General features: G+C 65.1%; 16 protein-coding genes. 5 read left to right on the forward strand and 11 right to left on the reverse strand.

Annotated features, from left to right (window positions below; all coding sequences use genetic code 11):
* Positions 1–12 precede the first annotated feature (12 nt).
* The 3 genes from J2X19_RS01990 to J2X19_RS02000 all read left to right on the forward strand — a co-directional run bounded on the left by J2X19_RS01990 (position 13) and on the right by J2X19_RS02000 (position 4,528).
* Positions 13–2,082, forward strand: a complete 2,070-nt coding sequence (locus tag J2X19_RS01990; RefSeq protein ID WP_310370153.1) for a carbon starvation CstA family protein — start codon at positions 13–15, stop codon at positions 2,080–2,082.
* A 7-nt stretch (positions 2,083–2,089) separates the two neighbouring features.
* Entirely contained in the window at positions 2,090–2,302 is a 213-nt protein-coding gene (locus J2X19_RS01995) for a YbdD/YjiX family protein (RefSeq protein ID WP_310370155.1), read from the forward strand.
* Positions 2,303–2,404: 102 nt separating this feature from the next.
* Complete coding sequence (locus J2X19_RS02000; RefSeq protein ID WP_310370157.1) at positions 2,405–4,528, forward strand: TonB-dependent siderophore receptor; 2,124 nt, start codon at positions 2,405–2,407, stop codon at positions 4,526–4,528.
* A 58-nt stretch (positions 4,529–4,586) separates the two neighbouring features.
* On the opposite strand, the gene J2X19_RS02005 is transcribed toward J2X19_RS02000, so the two are convergent.
* From J2X19_RS02005 to J2X19_RS02030, 6 genes are all read right to left on the reverse strand, one after another.
* On the reverse strand, positions 4,587–5,888 hold the full coding sequence (locus tag J2X19_RS02005; protein ID WP_116606003.1) for a UDP-N-acetylglucosamine 1-carboxyvinyltransferase: 1,302 nt from the start codon (positions 5,886–5,888) through the stop codon (positions 4,587–4,589).
* A 737-nt stretch (positions 5,889–6,625) separates the two neighbouring features.
* Positions 6,626–7,789 carry a DUF4062 domain-containing protein gene (locus J2X19_RS02010; RefSeq protein ID WP_310370159.1) on the reverse strand — a complete coding sequence of 388 codons (1,164 nt, stop codon included), beginning with the start codon at positions 7,787–7,789 and terminating at the stop codon, positions 6,626–6,628.
* A gap of 993 nt (positions 7,790–8,782) precedes the next feature.
* Positions 8,783–9,586 (reverse strand): ABC transporter ATP-binding protein, encoded by an 804-nt coding sequence (locus J2X19_RS02015; RefSeq protein ID WP_310370161.1) that lies wholly within the window; start codon positions 9,584–9,586, stop codon positions 8,783–8,785.
* Positions 9,587–9,590: 4 nt separating this feature from the next.
* Positions 9,591–10,619: a FecCD family ABC transporter permease gene (locus J2X19_RS02020; RefSeq protein WP_310370163.1), complete on the reverse strand. Its 1,029-nt coding sequence runs from the start codon at positions 10,617–10,619 to the stop codon at positions 9,591–9,593.
* The gene (locus J2X19_RS02025) at positions 10,616–11,644 is read right to left on the reverse strand and encodes a FecCD family ABC transporter permease (protein ID WP_310370165.1); all 1,029 of its coding nucleotides are present in this window, start codon (positions 11,642–11,644) and stop codon (positions 10,616–10,618) included. The genes J2X19_RS02020 and J2X19_RS02025 overlap by 4 nt, the downstream gene beginning before the upstream one ends.
* Positions 11,641–12,648 carry an iron-siderophore ABC transporter substrate-binding protein gene (locus tag J2X19_RS02030; protein ID WP_310370167.1) on the reverse strand — a complete coding sequence of 336 codons (1,008 nt, stop codon included), beginning with the start codon at positions 12,646–12,648 and terminating at the stop codon, positions 11,641–11,643. Before J2X19_RS02030 ends, J2X19_RS02025 begins: the two co-directional genes overlap by 4 nt.
* Positions 12,649–12,845: 197 nt before the next feature.
* On the opposite strand from J2X19_RS02030, the gene polA reads away from it, so the two are divergent.
* Complete coding sequence (gene polA / locus J2X19_RS02035) at positions 12,846–15,641, forward strand: DNA polymerase I (RefSeq protein WP_310370169.1); 2,796 nt, start codon at positions 12,846–12,848, stop codon at positions 15,639–15,641.
* Between the two features lie 60 nt (positions 15,642–15,701).
* Here the strand turns inward: polA and J2X19_RS02040 are convergent, their stop codons facing one another.
* A complete protein-coding gene (locus J2X19_RS02040) occupies positions 15,702–17,231 on the reverse strand; it encodes a GGDEF domain-containing protein (protein WP_310370171.1) in 1,530 nt (509 codons plus the stop codon).
* A gap of 253 nt (positions 17,232–17,484) precedes the next feature.
* Between J2X19_RS02040 and J2X19_RS02045 the strand changes: the two genes are divergently transcribed.
* Positions 17,485–18,294: a ZIP family metal transporter gene (locus J2X19_RS02045; RefSeq protein ID WP_310370173.1), complete on the forward strand. Its 810-nt coding sequence runs from the start codon at positions 17,485–17,487 to the stop codon at positions 18,292–18,294.
* A 22-nt stretch (positions 18,295–18,316) separates the two neighbouring features.
* On the opposite strand, the gene J2X19_RS02050 is transcribed toward J2X19_RS02045, so the two are convergent.
* The 4 genes from J2X19_RS02050 to J2X19_RS02065 all read right to left on the reverse strand — a co-directional run bounded on the left by J2X19_RS02050 (position 18,317) and on the right by J2X19_RS02065 (position 20,646).
* Complete coding sequence (locus J2X19_RS02050) at positions 18,317–18,538, reverse strand: FmdB family zinc ribbon protein (protein ID WP_310370175.1); 222 nt, start codon at positions 18,536–18,538, stop codon at positions 18,317–18,319.
* Positions 18,539–18,550: 12 nt separating this feature from the next.
* On the reverse strand, positions 18,551–19,174 hold the full coding sequence (locus J2X19_RS02055; protein WP_310370177.1) for a glutathione S-transferase family protein: 624 nt from the start codon (positions 19,172–19,174) through the stop codon (positions 18,551–18,553).
* A 16-nt stretch (positions 19,175–19,190) separates the two neighbouring features.
* Positions 19,191–19,664, reverse strand: coding sequence for a DUF4019 domain-containing protein (locus J2X19_RS02060; RefSeq protein WP_116606014.1), 474 nt, complete (start codon positions 19,662–19,664; stop codon positions 19,191–19,193).
* Between the two features lie 139 nt (positions 19,665–19,803).
* On the reverse strand, positions 19,804–20,646 hold the full coding sequence (locus J2X19_RS02065) for an IclR family transcriptional regulator (protein ID WP_310370180.1): 843 nt from the start codon (positions 20,644–20,646) through the stop codon (positions 19,804–19,806).
* Positions 20,647–20,840 lie beyond the last annotated feature (194 nt).

A 20,840-nucleotide genomic window follows, 5' to 3' on the forward strand; every position in this document is an offset into this window, starting at 1 on the left:
AGCAAAGAGACAATGGACACCCTCACCAAACATCCCCTGGCCCGCACAGCGCTATGGGCGCTGATCGCCCTCGGCGGCGCCGGCGCCCTGGCCACCATCGCGCTGCACCGCGGCGAAACCATCAACGCCCTGTGGGTGGTAGTGGCCGCGCTGGCGGTCTACCTGATCGCCTACCGCTTCTACAGCCAGTTCATCGCCAAGCATGTGCTGTCGCTGGACGCGAACCGCGCCACGCCCGCCATGCGCCACAACGACGGCCTGGACTATGTGCCGACCAATAAGTTCGTGCTGTTCGGCCACCACTTCGCGGCGATTGCCGGTGCTGGCCCGCTGGTCGGCCCGGTGCTGGCCGCGCAGATGGGCTACCTGCCGGGCATGCTGTGGATCTTGGCCGGCGTGGTGTTTGCCGGCGCGGTGCAGGACTTCATCGTGCTGTTCATCTCGACGCGGCGCGATGGCCGTTCGCTGGGCGACCTGATCAAGTCCGAGTTGGGGCCGATTCCCGGCGTCATCGCCTTGTTCGGCACCTTCATGATCATGGTCATCATCCTGGCGGTGCTGGCGCTGATCGTGGTCAAGGCCTTGGCCGACAGCCCCTGGGGCACCTTCACCGTGGCGGCGACGATTCCGCTGGCGCTGTTCATGGGCATCTACACCCGCTACATCCGCCCCGGCAAGATCGGCGAGGTGTCGGTGATCGGCGTGGTGTTCCTCATCCTCTCCATCGTCATGGGCGGCCAGGTGGCGCAGAGCGCCGAGTGGGCGCCGCTGTTCACTTTCGACGGCAAACAGCTGACCTGGATGCTGATCGGCTACGGCTTTGTGGCATCGGTGTTGCCGGTGTGGCTGCTGCTGGCGCCGCGCGACTATTTGTCGACTTTTTTGAAGATCGGCGCCATCGTGGCGCTGGCCATCGGCATCGTGATGGTGGCGCCCGATCTGAAAATGCCGTCGACCACGCGCTTCATCGACGGCAGCGGCCCGGTCTGGGCCGGCAGCCTGTTCCCCTTCCTGTTCATCACCATCGCTTGCGGTGCGGTGTCCGGCTTCCATGCGCTGATCTCCTCCGGCACCACGCCCAAGCTGATCGAGAACGAAGCACATGCGCGCTTCATCGGCTACGGCGCGATGCTGGTCGAATCCTTCGTCGCCATCATGGCGCTGGTGGCTGCGTCCATCATCGAGCCAGGCGTGTACTTCGCTATGAACAGCCCGCTGGCCGTGCTCGGCCCGACGGCCGAAAGCGCCGCACAGGTGATCTCGCAATGGGGCTTTGTGGTGACACCCGACATGCTGCTGCAGACCGCCAAGGATGTGGGCGAAACCACCATCATCGCCCGCGCTGGCGGCGCCCCCACGCTGGCTGTCGGCATGGCGCACATCTTCTCGCAGATGCTGGGCGGCAAAGCCATGATGGGCTTCTGGTACCACTTCGCCATCCTGTTCGAGGCGCTGTTCATCCTGACCGCGGTGGACGCGGGCACGCGCGCCGGCCGCTTCATGTTGCAGGATCTGCTGGGCACTTTTGTGCCAGCGCTGAAGAAGACCGACTCGTGGATCAGCAACGGCCTGGCCACCGGCCTATGCGTTGCCGCCTGGGGCTACTTTCTGTACCAGGGCGTGGTCGATCCGCTGGGCGGCATCAACACCCTGTGGCCGCTGTTCGGCATCTCCAACCAGATGCTGGCCAGCGTGGCGCTGATCCTGGGCACCGTGGTGCTGTTCAAGATGAAGCGCGAGCGCTTTGCCTGGGTGACCCTGCTGCCCACCGCCTGGCTGCTGGCCTGCACCATGACCGCCGGCTGGCAAAAGGTGTTCCACGCCAATCCGAAAATCGGCTTCCTGGCCCATGCGAACAAGTACCAGGCCGCGCTGGACAAGGGCGAGCTGCTGGCCCCCGCCAAGTCGCTGCTGCAGATGCAGCGCGTGGTGTTCAACGACTACCTGGACGCGAGCCTGTGCGTGTTCTTCATGTTCGTGGTGATCAGCGTGCTGGTGTTCGGCATCCGCGCCTGCCTGGTGGCCCGGCGCTCCAGCCGGCCCACGGTGCAGGAAGCCGGTGGCTCCTTGCTGACGGCCTGAGCTTGCCATGCTGAAAGACCTCGCCAGCCTGGGCCAATCGGTCGGCAGCTACCTGGGCCAGACCGCCCGGCTGATGGTCGGCGTGCCCAACTACGACACCTACGTCGCCCACCAGCGCCGTGAGCACCCGGGTCAGCCGGTGATGGGCTACGAAGCCTTCTTCCGCGAACGGCAGGAGGCGCGCTACGGCGGCAAGGGGCGGATCGGGCGCTGCTGCTGAGGGAAATCGTGGGCTCGGTGTTGTGCAAATGCAAATAGTTTGCATTTGCATTAGTAGAATTGGGGATTACCCGGTTTTCTACTTTTGGACTTGCACCGCACCATGCCCCGCTCCTTTCCCCTGCGCCATCTGCCCTTTGTTTTGTCCCTGGCCTACGGTAGCCACGCCGCCGTGGCGCAACAAGCCCAGCCCGCCCAGCCGGCCGATACGCCTGCTCTCAGCGCCGTCACCGTGCGGGCCGCCACGGCCCAGGGCTTTGTGCCGAACACGGTAGAGGCCGGCAGCTTCCGCGGCTCGGACATCATGGACGTGCCGTCTACCGTCAACGTGGTCACCCGCGAGGTGCTGGAGCTGCAGGGTGCGGCCGGCCTGTACGACGCGCTGCGCAACACCGCGGGCGTGACGCGCCAGCAGAACGGCGGCGAGACCTGGGACCAACTGGTGATCCGCGGCATAGGCGTGGAAAACCGCACCAACTACCGGCTTAACGGCTCGGTGCCGGTGCTGAACTTCTCGCAGATCCCGATGGAGAACAAGGAGCGCGTCGAAGTGCTGAAGGGCGCGTCGGCGCTGTACTACGGCTTTACCTCGCCCGCCGGCATCGTCAACCTGGTGACCAAGCGCGCCAGTGCCCAGCCGGTGACTTCGCTAGGCCTGGTGGTCGACCAGTATGGCAAGGCCCTGGCCAGCGTAGACGTGGGCCGGCGCCTGGGCGACGAGCAGCAGTACGGCCTGCGCGTGAATGCCGCCGGCGGTGCTCTGGGCTCGTACCTGGACGGCGTGGGCAACGGCGGACGCAGCTTTGCATCCGCCGCCTTCGACTGGCGCGTGACCAACCGCCTGAGCCTGAAGGCCGACCTGGACTACGACCACCGTAAGACCACCGAGCAGGTCGGCGTGGCCCTGCGCACCGCGGTCAACGGCGCCATCACTTTGCCGAACCCGGTCGATGCCAAGAAGCTGGTCGGCCCCAACTGGTCGAGCTTCGACGCCGACACCCGCAATGCCCAGCTGCGCGCCGACTACACCCTGAGCGACAACTGGGCGCTGACCGTAGAGGCCGGCCAGTCGCACGTGGAGCGCGGCCGCCAGCTGGCGATCTTCAGCTTTGCCAACGATGCCGGCGTGGCCTCGGGCGCGGGCAGCATACGCGGCAATATCCAGAACCTGGAGGCACAGACCGACCTGCTGCGCGCCGAGCTGTTCGGTAGCTTCGCCACCTTCGGCATCCAGCACGGCCTGACCCTGGGCGCGACCCGCACCCGCTTCAGCCAGAGCCCGATCTACCAGCAAAACTACACCATTGCATCGCAGAACCTGTACAACCCGCTGCCCATCACCACGGTGACCTTTGGCGCGGTGCCGACCACGGCCACCACCGCCGCGCTGGACACGCAGGACACCGGCCTGTACGCGCTGGACCAACTGCAGCTGTCCAGCCAGTGGCAGCTGATGCTGGGCCTGCGCCACAGCCGCTACCAGAGCGACCAGGGCAGCGCCCATTACGACGCCAGCAAGACCACGCCGATGGCGGCCCTGGTCTACAAGCTGTCGCCCGCCGTGTCGCTCTACACCTCGTACGCCAACGGCCTGGAGCAGGGCGACACAGCACCCACCGGCACCGCCAACGTGGGCGAGCGCATGGCACCGGGTGTCAGCAAGCAAAAAGAGCTGGGCATGCGCTGGCGCACGGCCGGCGGCACGTTGCTGTCCAGCGCGCTGTTCCACATCAGCCGCCCCGGCTACTACACCAACAGCAGCAATGTCTACACGGCCGACGGCCGGCAGAACTACACCGGCGTGGAGCTGTCCACCCAGGGCCAATTGACGTCGCAGCTGTCCTGGCAGACCTCGGCCCAGTGGCTGGATGCCGAGTTCCGCAACATCAACGCCAGCTACAACGGCAAGAGCCCGGAAAACACCGCCAAGCAGACCGGCAGCGTGTTCCTGTCCTATGCGCTGGCCAGCGTGCCCGGCCTGTCGGTCAACGGCGGCGCCTACTACACCGGCCGCCGCCCGGTGAACGACCTGAACCAGGCCTGGCTGGGCGGCGTCACCCTGTACAGCCTGGGCGCGCGCTACGCCACCCGCCTGGCCGGCTACCAGACCAGCTGGCAGCTGAACGTGGACAACGTGGCCGGCAAGGAATACTGGGCCGCCGGCGGCACCCGCCTGGCTGCCGGTGCACCGCGCACCGCCAAGCTGGCTTTTAAGCTGGATTTATAAGAAATAGGCTGCTAGCGCAGGTGCTGCCTGCGCTAGAAACTATGGATTCAGGAGCAAGTTACTCCTCGCTGGTCCATTCCACCTGCGCGCCCAGGCTGCGCAGGTTCTCCACAAAACCCGGGTGCGCGCGGCGGATCGGCGTGGCGTTGCGGATCTCGGAGCGGCCATTCACGCTGGCGGCCACCATGAACAGCGCGATCGCCACGCGGATGATGTAGGGGCTTTCGACCACCGCAGGCGTCAGCGGGCTGCCGCCAAAGCTGACGATGCGGTGTGGGTCCGACTGGTACACGTGGGCGCCGAACTTCGACAGCTCGGTGGTCCAGCCCATCGCGCCGTCGTACACCTTGTTCCAGAACATCGCATTGCCCTGGGCCTGCACGCCCAGCGCGACAAAGATCGGCAGCAGGTCCACCGGGAAGTAGGGCCAGGGCGCGGCCTCCACCTTGGTCAGCACATTGCTGGTGAACGGCGTCTGCACCTTCAACGCGCCCGGGCAGTCGGCGCGCGACCAGCCGTTTTCGTGCGTGATGTGCACGCCGAACTTGGCAAAGGTGCGGTCGATCAGCGGAAAGTTCTCGGGCGCACTGTTACGCACCACCACGTCGCCGCCGGTGATCGCGCCCAACGCCAGAAAGGTGGTGATCTCGTGGAAGTCCTCGTCAAAGCGGTATTCGCCGCCGCCCAGCGTGCCGCCTCCGTGCACCGTCACGCGCGAGGTGCCCATGCCCTCGATCTTCACGCCAATCATCTGCATGAAGCGGCAGAACTCCTGCACATGCGGCTCCGACGCGGCATTCGTCAGCGTGGAGACACCGCTGGCGCTTGCCGCACACAGCACAAAGTTTTCGGTGGTGGTGACGGAAGCGTAGTCCAGCCAGTGGTCGGTCGGTGTCAGCGGGCCGCGGCAGCGCACCAGCAGCGAGCCTTCGCTGCGCTCCACCAGGCCGCCGAACTGGCGGAACACATCGATGTGCGGGTCTATCTCGCGCACGCCCAGCGTGCAGCCCTTCACGTTGTCTTCCAGCCGCGCCACGCCAAAGCGCGCCAGCAGCGGCGGCACCAGCATGATGGACGAGCGCATCTCCTCCGGCAGCCGGTGCCGCGCCGCGTCGAACACGGTCTCCCGGTGGTGCAGCTCCAGCGTGCCGGTGGCGTAGTCCATCTGCACCTCGCTGCCCAGCAGGCGGAAGATGTCCAGAATCTTCCGCACGTCGGTAATGTCGGGCACGCCCAGCAGCCGCAGCGGTTCGTAGGTCAGCAGCGTGGCGCATAGCACCGGCAGCACGGCGTTCTTGTTGGCAGAAGGGGTGATGCGGCCGCGCAAAGGCGTGCCGCCGTGGACGATGAGGTTGGACATGGGTAGGGAGTAGAGCAGGGAGAGAGGGCCGGCGAATTATCTATGCGCGGGGCTGGGGAAACGTAACCAAAGCGCAGCGGGGTGCTAGCGTGTTTTGCCGCGATATATGGCTGTGGCGCTTATGGGATATGCGCAGGTAGCTACTTTTTGTGTAGCAGGTGGGGCGACATTTTGTCACTTGCTAGCACTTGTGATGAACTTGTTAGTGACCGTGTCCTTTGGGTAGTCGCCATCAGTGGCAGGCTTTGAGAAACGCGCAAGCACCCCACCAACCCAGCAAGAACACCACGGGAGTAGAGACGCTGTAGTACACGATGACCATGAAAGTCTTAAGAAAGACACCCGATTTCTGCATGCCGACAATAGGCTTGACGGCCAAGAGCATGCCAATGCCCCAGAGAAACAGGAGGGCCCCGGACACACTGCTTGCACTTTTGGGAACAAGACTGGCGAGTGCCAACGCAGCGAGAGTTCCCCACACGGGGAAAAGGAGAAGTACGCCGTTTACCAGGTCGCTTAATCGACTCGCAGAAGCATGTGTCGCACTGGGGCTCATGATTACGCCATCATCGGGAACCGGACGCCATGAGGCAGAGCCAGTAAATGCAGCGCCGCAAGAATCACACTTCTCCGCAGAGAGCGTGACCGTCGCTCGGCAATTCGGGCAGTGGTACAGCAATTGACACCTAAGTTTGACTTAAGCGGCAGGCCGTAGGCCAGTCCGCTTGAAGGAATAGTTAGGCACCAGGCGCGAATGCGGCCAAGACTTTGGGATCCTTTGCCATACGGTGGAATTCTTCCACGAGCGATTGCAGCCCTGCCGGGGCGTTGATAGTCATCGTAATCGTGTGGTTCCCGCTTAGGTCTGAAGTGGAGAGCAGCGTTTCGAATTCATCGATAAGGCGTTTGAGTTTGGCCCGCATCTCTGTCGTCCATCCATGCATCTTGGGGAATAGGTCCGCACAAGCCTCATGTGGTCGGACGAAGCGAACATCCAGTTCCCATTCAAACAGTGTGAGGAACAATAAGTACAAGTTGTCGCATGCGGCTTTCATATTCTCAGCGTTTCCAGGTACGCCTGGCGGGCCAAACGAAGGAGTTAGTTGTTCGGCCAAGACCTTCGAGACTGCCTGCACGATGTTTACCAGATCATCCAGAAGGTCTTGGATGTAATTGAGCGTATCCGGTCCAGGTAGAAATTTGGTTCGGCGAACAACAAAACCAGATTCGAGTTCTCCGAAACGTTCGTCAATTCGTCTGGAGCGGTCCTTCAAAAGTGCGCAGGCTAGTCGGTACTCCCAAAGTTCAGGCTTGTCGACGGCGATGCGGGTGATATGCCCTGGTTCCGCAGCAAAAGCGGGAGGAACGCTAAGCCTGTTCTGTCTTGATCGAAGCAGTAGGTCACGAAATCTTGTAGAAAGTTGTACTCGTAAGGTCTCTAGGATTTCCTCCGTGCGATTGAACGGGAAGACCCACTTGGTGTCCTCAATGATCTGCTCAATGAATGCAAAGACTGCGGGGTTATCGACTGTCGGTGCAAAGTCAACTTCCTTGTTCTTGCGATAGATTGGCAATAGGTCCCAAACCTGCTTGTCTACGAACACTACGCAGTCCAGACCATTGAGGCGAGCCTCCTGGTACTCGCTATTCACTACCGATTTCTTTGTGTTTGGATCGAGTGATCCACGTTTGCCACCAATGATCAACACGAGCAGGTCGGCGCGCTCCCTTACGACACGTTTGCAGTTCTCGACCGTCGAAAGTTCGGGAGATACTGGGAAGGATGGAAATTCGCTAAGTACTGGATCATGACCCCACGATTTAAGCTCCGAACGCAAGTGCTCTCGCAACGACTTCAAGTCGTAGCAGGTTGAACTGATGAAGAGAGAAAGTGGATGCATTTATGGTGCCTAACGGGATGTACACCGTAAAACCTGCGGGATAAAACGGTTGCTGAGGTTTAAATCATCCAAGAAATCCCTTGAATGTGGCTTGCAGACTGGTTTTTCGTGGGTAGGACTGTTTTTTATACAGGTATAAAAGTTTCGATAATTACCGCACGTTTATCCATGGGCCACTATAGCCCGGCGTAACAGAGTGGCAGCTGGGTATAGGGCTGGCTGCCCTTTAAAACATGGAGAGCGTTTTGCTCTATTTTCCGTAGCTGCTGGCGCGGGATTGGGCTTCAACGACTTCAATGGTGTGTTGGTGGTGGTGTGATTTGTTCGTGGCGTTTATACGATCCCCGGCCGGGATGTGCGCCCGGCGGCGCAGTAACTTTTCTTTTGCGCAAAAGAAAAGTCACCAAAAGAAAGGCGCCCCCACTGTCTGCGCCCTTCGCTAGCGCTACGGGAACCTGCGGTGCTCACGCCAAGTGGGGTCCCGCTCGAACTCGGCCTTTGGCCTCAAACAGTCGCGGGCCCTGATCCACTTGGCGCTGCGCTCCTCGGCGCATACAGAGGGGGACCCCGAATGCGGGATCGGTGGCGCTGTGCGCCACATCGCGCCTAGGGCGCGAGGAGGTTGCAGCCCGGCTGCACCGGGCTGGGTATTGGCTGTTGGCTCCCCATGCCGTGTGGCGTCGGCGAGTAGCGCAGGGCTGGGCGGATCAGGGCCTGCGATTGTCTGAGGCCGTAGGCCGAGTTCGAGCAGGACCCCGCACAGACCGAGCAACGCAGCGTACCCGGAGCGCAGCGCAGGGGCGACGACTTCGGCTGGCTTTTTTGTGGTCACTATTTTTGGCCACGCAAAAATAGTGACTGCGCCGCCGGGCGCACTTCCCGGCCGGGGAGGCTGGCGGCCATAACCCAAGACAAAGGTTCAAGCCAAATCAACCGCTAGCGCAGGAGTTACCTGCGCAGCCAGCTATCAATATGAGAGTAATCGCTGATCCATCACACCCGCACACGCCCCTCAGGTATCACCAGCGGCGTCCCCGACACCGGATCTTCAATGATCCTGCAAGGTAGATCAAACACCTGCTCCACCAGCGCCGCGGTAATGATGTCCCCTGGCGCACCTTGTGCCACCAGCTGCCCCTGGCGCAGGACGACCAGGTGGTCGGCGTAGCGGCAGGCGTGGTTCAGGTCGTGCAGCACGGCCACCAGCGTGCGGCCCTGTTGCCGGTTCAGGTCGCGGAAGAGCTCCAGCAGGTCGATCTGGTGCGCCAGGTCCAGATAGGTGGTGGGCTCGTCGAGCAGCAGCAACTGCGTGTCCTGCGCCAGCACCATAGCCACCCAGACGCGCTGGCGCTGGCCGCCGGAGAGTTCATCCACCAGCCTGTCGGCCAGGTCTTCGATAGCGGTGGCGCGCAGGGCCTGGGCGACGATGCGATCGTCCTCGGCCGTCCAGCCGCCGAACAGGCTTTGGTGCGGGTGCCGACCGCGCGCCACCAGCTCGGCCACGCGAATGCCCTCGGGGGCGATGGCGGTTTGCGGCAGCAGGCCCAGGCGGCGCGCCACTTCACGCGTGGGGTAGTTGCCGATCAGCGCGCCGTCCAGATACACCTGGCCGGCCTGCGGTGTGCGCAGCCGCGCCAGGGCTTTCAGCAGGGTGGATTTGCCGCAGGCGTTGGGGCCGACGATGACGGTGAACGCGCCGTCGGGAATCGCCACGCTCAGGTGCTCGGCCACGCGGGTGTCGCCGTAGGCCAGGGTCAGGTCTTCGGCCCGGAGGCGGGAGGCAGTGGATGTGTACATGGGCTCAGAGGTCGTGCTGCCGCCACTCGCGGGCGAGTAAATAAATGAGGTAGGCGCCACCCAGTGCGCTGGTAACCAGGCCGACGGGAATCTGGAAAGGCGCCAGCACCAGCCTTGCCAGCAGGTCGGCGCTGGCGCACAACACGGCGCCGACTAGGGTGGCGCTCCACAGGCCGATGCCGGGGGCGCGGCACAGGCGGCGCGCGAGCTGCGGCGCGGCAAGCGCGATGAAGCCGATCGGCCCGGCGCAGGCAATCGCCAGCGCGGTCAAGGCCACGGCCACCAGGGTCAGATAGGCATGGCTGCGGCCTACGTTCAGGCCCAGGCTGGTGGCCAGTTCATCGCCCATCTCCAGCAGGCGCAGGCGCGGGCTGAGCAGCCAGGCCAGCGGCAGCAGCAGGGCGCAGCCCAGGCCCAGGCGCTGGGCCTGCAGCCAGCCGCTGCCTTGCAGGCTGCCGTGCAGCCACATCTTGGCCTGCAGCGCTTGGTCCAGCTCGGCGCGGGTCAGCAGGAAGTCGTTGACCGAGGCCAGCATGGCGGCGACCGCCAGGCCGATCAGCACCAGCCGCTGCCCCTGCATGCCGCGCTGCAGGCTGAACAGATAGACCAGCGCGACCGTGGCCAGGCCGCCGACCAGCGCGCCCAGCGGCACGTTGAGTGCCTGGTCACCGAGCCAGAGAATCATCACCAGTGCGCCAGTGGCCGAACCGGTGGTCAGGCCGATGATGTCCGGGCTGGCCAGCGGGTTGCGCGACAGGCTCTGGAAGATGGCGCCGGCCGTGGCCAGTGCCGCGCCCGCGCCCAGGGCCACCAGGGCGCGCGGTAGGCGCAGGTCGATCAACACCATGCGGCCCATGTCTTCACCGCCGCCCCACAAGGTGCTGAAGAGGCGGCCCCAGGGCAGGTTGTAGCTGCCCAGGCGCAGGCCCAGCAGGGTGACGGCCAGGCCGGCTATCAGTAAAACGCCGAGCGTGAAGCGGGTGCGGCGGTGTGCGAGTTCGGCCCAGATGCCGCTGTTCAGATGCAGGTTCATACCGCGCTCCCGCGCCGGCTGCGCTGCACCAGGGCCAGCAGCACCGGCGCGCCGATGAAGGCGGTGACGATGCCCACCTCGATCTCACTGGGCACGGCGATCAGCCGGCCCACGATGTCGCTGCCCAGCACCAGCACGGGCCCGGCCAGCAGGCCGTAGGGCAGTATCCAGCGCCAGTGCGGCCCCACTAGCAGGCGCACCGCATGCGGAATCACCAGGCCCACAAACGCAATCGGCCCCGCCGCGGCCGTGGCCGCGCCGCACAGCAGGGCGATGGCGATGAAGCTCCACACGCGTACCGGCTTGAGCCGCAGGCCCAGGGCCTGGCCGAACTCGTCGCCCAGCGCAATGGCATCCAGCGCACGAGCCTGCCACAGCGCAATCGCGCAGCCCACCAGCACCAGGGGCAGCATGGGCCACAGCACGTCGGCATTGCGACCATCGAGCGCGCCCACCACCCAGAAGCGGTAGGCGTCAAAGGTATTGCTGTCGAACAAGGTGACGATGCCGGTGCACGAACCCAGGCTGGCGCTGATGGCCATGCCCGCCAGCAGCAGGCGCACGCGCTGCGCGCTGGGCGCGGCACCGCTGCTCAGTACATACACGCCCACGGCGGCCAGCATCGCGCCCAGCAGCGCAAAGCCCACATAACCGATGTAGCTGCCTATGCCCAGCACCGACATGGCCAGCACCACGGCCAGCGCCGCACCAGCGTTGATGCCCAGCAGGCCGGGGTCGGCCAGCGGGTTGCGCGTCAGCGCCTGCATCAGGCCGCCGGCCACGCCGAGTGCCGCGCCCACGGCCAGGCCGAGCGCGGTACGTGGCATGCGCATCTGCCAGACGATGGCCGATTCCACGCTGCCGTCCGGCTGCCACAGCAGCTGCCACAGACGGGCCAGTGGAATCGGCCGCGAGCCGAATGAAATGCTGGCCAGCACCAGGCCCAGCAGCGCGGCCAGCAGCAACAGCAGGCCCAGGCCCCGGGCGGCGCGGCGGGCCGGGGTGGTGGAGAGGAAGACGGTCATGGATTGGGCAATGCAGTGGCTGCGGTACGCGCCAGCGCATCCAGCACGGTGCGCGCGGCCAGCGGGCCGGCGTTCAGATAAAACGGGTCCAGCCCCACGCGCACGGCGTGGCCCTGGGCCGCGCCGCGCAGGCGCGGCCACAGCGGCGAACCAGTGAGGCCACCGAGGGATTTGTCGCGCGCGGCGTAGAAGACCCAGTCGGCATCGGCCTGGTCCAGCAGCTCGCCGCTGATGTCCTGCGAATTGCCAGCGAAGCGCTGGCTGGGCGGGCGCTGCAGGCCGGCGTCTTCGGCGATGCTGCCGGCAAACGAGCGCACGCCCATGATGCGGTTGCGCTGGGCGTTGGCCTGCACGAAGGACACGCTGGGGGCTGTATCGGCCGGCCAATGCTGGGCCAGGGCACTGGCATCGGCGTGGTACTGCTTGAGCCAGGCGCGGGCCTGCTCGCTGCGGCCCAGGGCGTCGGCCAGCAGCAGAAAGTCGATCTTCCAGTTCACGCCGTTGCCGCGCGTCACCACGGTGGGCGCGATGCGCTGGTACAGGGCATGCATCTGCGGCGTGAGCATGGCCTTGTTGACCAGGATCAGGTCGGGGCGCAGGGCGGCCAGCACCTCCAGGTCGGGCGCACTGCGCACGCCCAGGTCGGCGGTGCGGCGCATCTCGGCCTGGCGCGATGCAAAGCCCTGGGCCAGGTAGTCGGCATACAGCCGGCCCTGGTCGTCGCGGGTCGTGCCTGCGGGCACCAGGCCGAGTGTCAGCAGGCCGTCGTTCTGCCCGGTGGACAGCACGGCCACGCGCAGCGGTTGCCGGGCCAGCACGGTCTTGCCCTGGTAGTGCGCGACCGTGCGCGGGAATACGCCATCGGCCGCGCCGCTGCCCAGGTCGGCGGCCAGCTTGCGCGGAGCGGCGGGCTTGGCCGAGCCCTTGTCGGCTGCGCCAGCGCTGGCGGCCAGCCCGCAGAGCAGCAAGGCCAGGATGCTGCGGCGGCAGCGGGTGAAAGGCATGCTGGAATTCTCAAATGCAAATGGTAATAAGAATTGATTGTAATTAAGGTTTGTGGAGAGGCTACCGCAGTGTTTGCATATCTTTTATGCCGCTGGTGCAGGTAAAGCCTGCGCTAGCAGCTATGGTTTAAATAGCAAGCCTGGCGGCGGGCTTTACCTGCCTGCAAGCCCGCGCCCCCCGCAGGCAAAATGCCCCCATGACGAACAAGAAAACCCTGCTGCTGGTCGATGGCTCCAGCTACCTGTACCGCGCATTCCACGCCATGCCCGACCTGCGCGCCGTACCCGGCGACCCGAAAAGCCCGGCCACCGGCGCCATCCGCGGCATGGTCAACATGATGACCAGCCTGCGCAAGGAAGTGCGCGCCGACTACGCGGTGTGCATCTTCGACGCCAAGGGCCCGACCTTCCGCGACGAGTGGTACCCCGCCTACAAGGCCACGCGCAGCCCCATGCCGGACGACTTGCGCACGCAGATCGAGCCGGTGCACGAAGTGGTGCGCCTGCTGGGCTGGAAGGTGGTGGCCGTGCCGGGCGTGGAGGCCGATGACGTGATCGGCACGCTGGCCCGGGTGGCCGGCGACCAGGGCATCGAGGTCATTGTCTCCAGCGGCGACAAGGACTTGAGCCAGCTGGTGAACGAGCATGTGACCATCATCGACACCATGAACGGCAAGCGCCGCGACGTGGCGGGCGTGACCAGCGAATTCGGTGTACCGCCCAGCCTGATGATCGACTACCAGACCCTGGTGGGCGACACCGTGGACAACGTGCCCGGCGTGGCCAAGGTCGGCCCCAAGACGGCCGCCAAGTGGCTGATGGAATACGGCTCACTGGACGCGCTGATGGAGCGCGCCACCGAGATCAAGGGCGTGGCCGGCGAGAACCTGCGCGCCGCCGTGGACTGGCTGCCGCAGGGCCGCCGCCTGGTGACCATCAAGACCGACTGCGATTTGGTGGAGCACATCGACGGCCTGCCTGCTCTCGATTTGCTAGCGTACACCGCACAGGATACGGGCGCACTCAAGGCTTTTTACGAGCAATACGGCTTCAAGGGTCTGGCCAGCAAGCTGGACGGTGCCGCCGCCGAGCCGGCACCCGCCAAGCCGGCCAAAACACCCAAGGCCGCCGCACCCGCCGAGCCGGGCTTGTTCGATGAGCCGGCCGAACCCGCCGCAGCGCCTGGCCGCACGCCAGGCTTCGAGAATGTGCTGGGCTGGGAGGCCTTTGACGCCTGGCTGGCCAAGCTGGAAGCCGCCGAGCTGGTGGCGCTGGATACCGAAACCAACTCCATCGATGAAATGGTGGCCGAGATCGTCGGCATCAGCTTCAGCGTGACGCCGGGCGAGGCCGCCTATGTGCCGGTGGCGCACAACTACCCTGACGCGCCCACCCAGCTGCCGCGCGACGAGGTGCTGGCCAGGCTCAAGCCCTGGCTGGAAAACCCGGCCAAGCTGAAGCTGGGCCAGAACATCAAGTACGACCGCCATGTGTTCGCCAACCACGGTATCGAAGTGCAGGGCTATGCCCACGACACCATGCTGCAAAGCTATGTGCTGGAAGTGCACAAGCCGCATGGCCTGAGCAGCCTGGCCGAGCGGCATCTGGGCCGCAGCGGCATCAGCTTCGAAGACCTGTGCGGCAAGGGCGTGCACCAGCTCACCATCAACCAGGTGGACGTGGAAAAGACCGCCGAATATGCCTGCGAAGACGCGGACATGACGCTGGACGTGCACCGCTTCTTGTGGCCACAGCTGGAGGCCGACGCCAAGCTGCGCGGCATCTACGAACTGGAGATTGCCTCCAGCGAAGCCCTGTACCGCATAGAGCGCAACGGCGTGCTGATCGATGCCCCCACGCTGGCCAAGCAGAGCGGCGAGCTGGGTGCGCGCATCCTGCAGCTGGAGGCCGAAGCCCATGTGCTGGCCGACCAGCCGTTCAACCTCAGCAGCCCGAAGCAGATCGGTGAAATCTTCTTCACCAAGCTCGGCCTGCCAGTGGTCAAGAAGACCGCGACCGGCGCGCCCAGCACCGACGAAGAAGTGCTGGAAAAGCTGGCCGAAGACTATCCGCTGCCGGCCAAGATCTTGGAGCACCGCGGTTTGAGCAAGCTCAAGGGCACCTATACCGACAAGCTGGCCCTGCTGACCCTGCCGCGCAGCGGCCGGGTGCACACCCATTACGCGCAGGCGGTGGCGGTGACCGGGCGGCTCAGCAGCAACGACCCCAACCTGCAGAACATCCCGATCCGCACGCCCGAAGGCCGGCGCGTGCGCGAGGCCTTTGTGGCGCCCGCCGGCAGCGTGATCGCCAGCGCCGACTACTCGCAGATCGAGCTGCGCATCATGGCCCACATCAGCGGCGATGCGTCGCTGTTGCGCGCCTTCCACGAAGGCATAGACGTGCACCGCGCCACTGCCGCCGAGGTGTTCGGCGTGACGGTGGAGCAGGTCAGCAGCGAGCAGCGCCGCTACGCCAAGGTGATCAACTTCGGCCTGATCTACGGCATGAGCGCCTATGGCCTGGCGCGCAATCTGGGCATAGACAACACGGCGGCCAAGAACTACATCGACCGTTACTTCCAGCGCTACCCCGGCGTCAAAACCTATATGGACGAAACCAAGGCCTTGGCTAAGGAGCAGGGCTATGTGGAAACCGTGCTGGGCCGGCGTCTGTACCTGCCCGAGATCAACTCCCCCAACGGCCCGCGCCGCGCCGGTGCCGAGCGCGCCGCCATCAATGCGCCCATGCAGGGCACGGCCGCCGACCTGATCAAGCTCAGCATGGTGGCGGTGCAAAAGACGCTGGACGACGAAAAGCGCGGCACCAAGATGGTCATGCAGGTGCACGATGAACTGGTGTTCGAAGTGCCCGAGGGCGAGGTCGATTGGCTGCGCAGCGAAATCCCGCGCCTAATGGCCGGCGTGGCCGACCTGAAGGTGCCCTTGCTGGCCGAGGTGGGGGTGGGGCCGAACTGGGACAAAGCGCATTGATTGCTATGCAATCAATAGCTGTCACCGCAGGCTAAATAAGCGCCAGCGGCCTAAAAAGGCCTAGACCCTGCTCACCTCAAACTGCTGCCGTCCGCTGTTCTTGGCGCGGTACAGGGCGGTGTCGGCGGCGTCCACCAGCGTCTCGGGCAGGCGCTCGGGCTGCGGCACGGTGTAGGCGATGCCTATGCTCAGCGTCACATGGCCGGCGGTGGGCGAGCGCGGGTGCGGAATCTGCTCCAGGGCCAGCGCCTCCATGCAGTGCTGGGCTACCAGGCGGGCGGCATCGCGGTCGGTGCTGGGCAGCAGCAGCACGAACTCTTCGCCGCCATAGCGGGCCACCAGCTCGCCGGCACGGCGTACGCAGCCGGCCAGCAGCTCGGCCACGCGGCGCAGGCAGGCATCGCCGGCCAGATGGCCGTAATGGTCGTTGTAGAGCTTGAAGTGGTCGATGTCGATCAGCAGCAGCGCCAGCGTCTCGTGCTGGCGCGCGCAGCGCAGCCATTCGGTGGCCAGCACTTCGTCGAAATGCCGGCGGTTGGCGATGCCGGTCAGGCCGTCGGTGGCCGACAGCAGGGCCAGCCGCTGGTTGGCCTGCTCCAGGGCCTGGCGCTGCTGTACCAGCTCGGTGATGTCGAGCCGCACGGCGACGATGTGGCCGGAGGGCGTGCGGGTCTCGTAGGCGTGCATCCATTGGCCGTGGGGGTAGCCGCGCACCTCGGGCAGGCAGCGCTTGCCGCGCTGCGCCAGATGCTGGGCCAGCCAGGCTTCCTCGTTGCCCATGGCGTCGGGCGGAAAGCCTTGCCGCAGGCCGATGCGCAGCAGGGCCTCGTAGGTCTGGCCACGGCCTTCGTCCAGTGAAAACCAGGGCCGCAGCTGGCCCATCTTGTGGTTGAAGTAGACCAGCCGGTCGTGTTCATCAAACAGCTCCATGCCGATGGGCATGGCCTCCAGCGCCTCGTACAGCTGGGACTGGGCGCGCTGGGTCTGCAGCCGGGCCTGCTCCAGCGCCCGTTCCTTGCGGATCGCATCGGTGATGTCGGCGCGCAGCACCACGGTGCTGCCGTCGGACAGGCGGCGCTGGCTGATGCGTATCCAGCGGTCGTTGGGCAGCTCCTGGGTGTAAGGCGCGCCGGGCGTGCGGAAGCTGGATAGCCGCTTCTGGACCCAGCTTTCTCTGCCACCCGACTCGGGTATTTCGCCTAGCTCAATAGCGCGGCGCAGCAGGGCTTCGAAGGTGATGCCGGGTTGCATGAACGCGGCCGTGCGCGGCAGCAGGCTGCGGCAGCGCTGGTTGACCAGGACCAGCCGTTCCTGGTCATCGAACAGCGCAAAGGTGGCGTCGTCGGGCAGGATGTCCAGCGCCTCGCCCAGCTGGGCGCCGATGTGCTGCTGCAGGTGGTACAGCCGGGCCGCATCGCGCTGCGCCAGCCACCAGGCCACTGCGATGGCGGTCAGCGCGGCCTGCAGCAGTACCAGCGGCCAGCCCAGTGGCTGGCTGGCCAGCAGGCCGACCAGCGCGGCCTCGGCGGCGACCAGCGCGCCGACCGCCAGCCAAGTGGGCCATGTGCGGAGAGTCCGGGGTGCTTCCATTCGCTAAGCCCATCATGTGTAAAGCCTGCAAGGCCCGGTGTCTAGCGGGTTGTTTTGTAAAGTCTAGCAGCGCCTGCCGCCGCTGTGAGCAGTTCCGCAGACCTTATTGCCGGTAATCCACAAGGTGGCATGGTGGGCGGGCGGGGTTGCTAAGATCGATACCTTCGGGCGCCCTGCAGATGGGGCCGCTGCGGCCGGTTCTTATTAATAACTTTTCAACCACTCCGCGCATATTCGGCGGGCGTAAGTAGCTATGATTTTGGTAGCAATATTGCTGGGCACGCTGTGCGCCGGTATCGGCAGCGTCTGGGTGGCTGCCATGCTGAGTTTCGGGATTCTGGCGCGGTACACCCAGCACATGCTGAGTCTGGCGGCCGGCGCCTTGTTGGCCACCGCCTTCATGCACCTGCTGCCCGAGGCGTTTGAAAGCCAGTCCGGTGCGCAAGAGCTGTTCGGCACCTTGCTGGTCGGGCTGGTGTTCTTCTTCCTGCTCGACAAGGCCGAGCTCTGGCACCACGGCCACGAGCACCACCAGGGGCCGCAGGCCGATGCGCATGCCGGCCATGACCATGGGCACCACCATCACCACGGCCACGCCCATGGACCGCGCCAGGGCGGCAGCTGGGCGGTGCTGACCGGCGACAGTGTGCATGCCTTTGGCGACGGCATCCTGATTGCATCGGCCTTCATCGCCGACATGCGGCTGGGCTTTGTGGCGGCGCTGGCGGTGCTGGTGCACGAGGTACCGCACCACATGGGCGATCTGGTGGTGCTGCGCGGCAGTTCCAGCAACCGCCGGGCGGCCCTGGTCAAGGTGTCATTGGCCGGTGCGGTGACGGCCCTGGGCGGCATGGTGGGCTATGCCCTGGTCGACATGCTGCACGACTGGCTGCCGTATTTTCTGGTGGTGGCTTCCAGCAGCTTCATCTATGTGGCACTGGCGGATCTGATTCCCCAGCTGCAAAAACGCTTGAGCGCGCGCGAAACCGCCGCGCAGATTGCCTGGCTGCTGCTGGGGATTGGCCTGGTGACCCTGGTCAGCGGCCTGGCCCATGGGCATTGACGCGGCTGGAGCGGCGTAAGCCCTAGCAGCAGGCGCAGCCCGCGCGGTGGCTCAAGCGCTTGTAGTTGTTTTCCACGCTTTGCGCATGCGCGCTGCCCGCCCGGCGGGGTTCGGCGCTGAGGGTCATGAGCCGGGCTGCGGCCAGGCCACAGCCGGGGCAGTCCAGCGGCTCGTTGCGCTGGCCCAGACTGCGAAAGGCTTCAAAGCTGCCGCAGGCGGTGCAGTCGTAGTCGTAGGTGGGCATGGGGAGTGCTTCTTAGGGTGTGCCGTTGCGACCATGCAGGCGGAAGCCGGGGCGCAGGCTCAGGCGGTCGTAGTAGGCGTGCACCGCGGGTAGCTCGGGCCGCTCGATAGGCGCCATGCACCAGCGGTGGGTCGCCAGCCCCAGCACGATGTCGGCCAGAGTGAAGTCGGCGCCGGTTACATAGGCACCGGTTTTCTGCAGCTGGCCTTCGAGTATTTGCATGTGCAGGTTCCAGCTTTGCGTGCTGGCGGCAATCGCTGCAGGGTCGGTGTGGGCCGGGCTGTGCCGCACCAAGGCCATGAACGTGTAGCGCCAGGCGTTGTTCAACTCCGTGGCCTGCCAATCCATCCATTGTTCGACCAGGGCCCGCGGCTGCGGCGCAGTCGGCAGCAGGTCGGTACGCCCGTGCTGTGCGGCCAGGTAGCGGCAGATCGCATTCGATTCCCACAGCACAAAGTCGCCGTCGCGGATGACGGGCACCATGGCGTTCGGGTTCAGCGCGCGGAAATCCGCGGTGTCGGTGGACTGGAAGCCCGTGCCCCATTCCTGCTGTGTGTATGGCAATTCCATTTCGGCGCACAGCCACAGCACTTTGCGGACATTGATGGAGGGCGATTTGCCCAGCAGTTGCAGCATGGCGGAAGGCAGCTGTTTAGCGCGGTGCGTAGCCAATCACCCGCCATTTGCCGTCGGCTTCACGGACGGTGGTGACGAGCTCTTCCACGCCTTTTTTCTCTGTGAAGTCGGTCTGGAAAATGGCCGTCACATATTCGCCATCGGGTCGGCCTGGCAGCGTGGTTTTGTAGACCACGTCGGACGCTGTACGGCTTTGGTAGCCGCCGAAGGGCTTGCGTACGCCGGGAATGCTGTCCATCCACTGGCCGATCTGCACCATGTTGCGGAAGATCTGGCTGGAGGCCTCATAGGCGCCGCCCCAGTTGCCCTGGTCCAGCATGGTCAGCCAGGCGGCTGCGGCGAGCTGGCCTTCGGCCTGTTTGGCGGTAATTTCCGGCGTGGCCTTGGCCGGGGCCGCCGGAGCAGCCGTTTGGGCGCCAGCGCTGGCAGAAAACAGCAGGGCGGATGCGGCCAGGCACACGGCGATGGGCGTGAGTTTCAACAAGTTCATGGGGGTGTTCCGGTGGCAGTAAGTCGAAAGAGTGTAGGCGCTGCCAGGCTGCAGGCCGTACAGCGCCGGGCTGTGCAACGCCTGCCCACTGGGGCATGCCGACGAGTTTTACATTTATTTGCGCGGCGGGGCCAGCCCATCAGCCGGGGGCGGGGATTTTTTGCCCGGAGGAGGAGCCGGTCAAACTCTGTGCGGGCCGGCGCAGGCTGGCGTCGAAGGGGTGGATCTTGGGGCTGATGCTGGCGGCTTCGCGCTTCAGTAGCTCGACCACGGTTGGCATGCGGTCGGCGTTGAGGCGGTCGGCAATCGTGCCCACGCTGAGGGCGGCCACGGCCCGGCCTTCGCGGTCGCAGATCGGCACGGCCACGCCGGCCATGCCTTCGAGCAGGCCGGTGTTGCGGCCCGCATAGCCGAGCTGGCGCACGCGCTCGATCTCGGTGCGCAGATAGACCTCGTCGTAGACGCCGTACTCGCGCACCCGCGACAGATTGAAGCGGATCACCTCTTCGCGCTCTGCCTCGGGCAGAAACGCCAATATGGCCAGCGCGCCCTGGCCCACGCCCAGGGCGATGCGGCCGCCCACGTCGCCGGTGAACGAGCGTATCGGGAACGGGCCTTCGCTGCGGTCCAGGCACACCGCATCAAATCCGCTGCGGGCCAGCAGAAAGATGCTGTCGCCCAGGCTGGCACACAGGCGCAGCAGTACCGGGCGGCACAGGCTGCGCAGATCGCCGGGGTTGCCGGCAACCGCGGCCAGCGCAAAGAAGTCGATGCTGAGGCGGTACAGCTTGCTGCGCTCGTCCTGCTCGACCATGCCTTCGGCCACCAGCGACTGCAGCAAACGGTGCGTGGTGGCTTGCGTCAGGCCGACGGCGCGCGCCAATTGGGTGACGCGCCCACCTTCGGCCTGCACTGCGGTGAGCGCCCGGATGACGGCAAAGACCCGCGGCACCCCGCCGGTGGCGGTTGAAGGGGTTTCCATAGTACTCTCCTGCGGAATAATTTTCTGTGAGTTTACGATAAGTATTTCATTGAACGGAATAAATTAAAGAAAAATTCTGATTAATGGAATACCCGCTGAAAGTTGGTTTGCTTATTGCAATAGAGTGAATTGATATTGCCAAACAATCCGAAGCGGATGGCTGCTCGCACCACCTGGGTGCGCCCGTCCGCAGA

The sequence above is a fragment of the Rhodoferax ferrireducens genome (assembly GCF_031458075.1).
Taxonomy (GTDB): Bacteria; Pseudomonadota; Gammaproteobacteria; order Burkholderiales; family Burkholderiaceae_C; genus Rhodoferax_B; species Rhodoferax_B ferrireducens_A.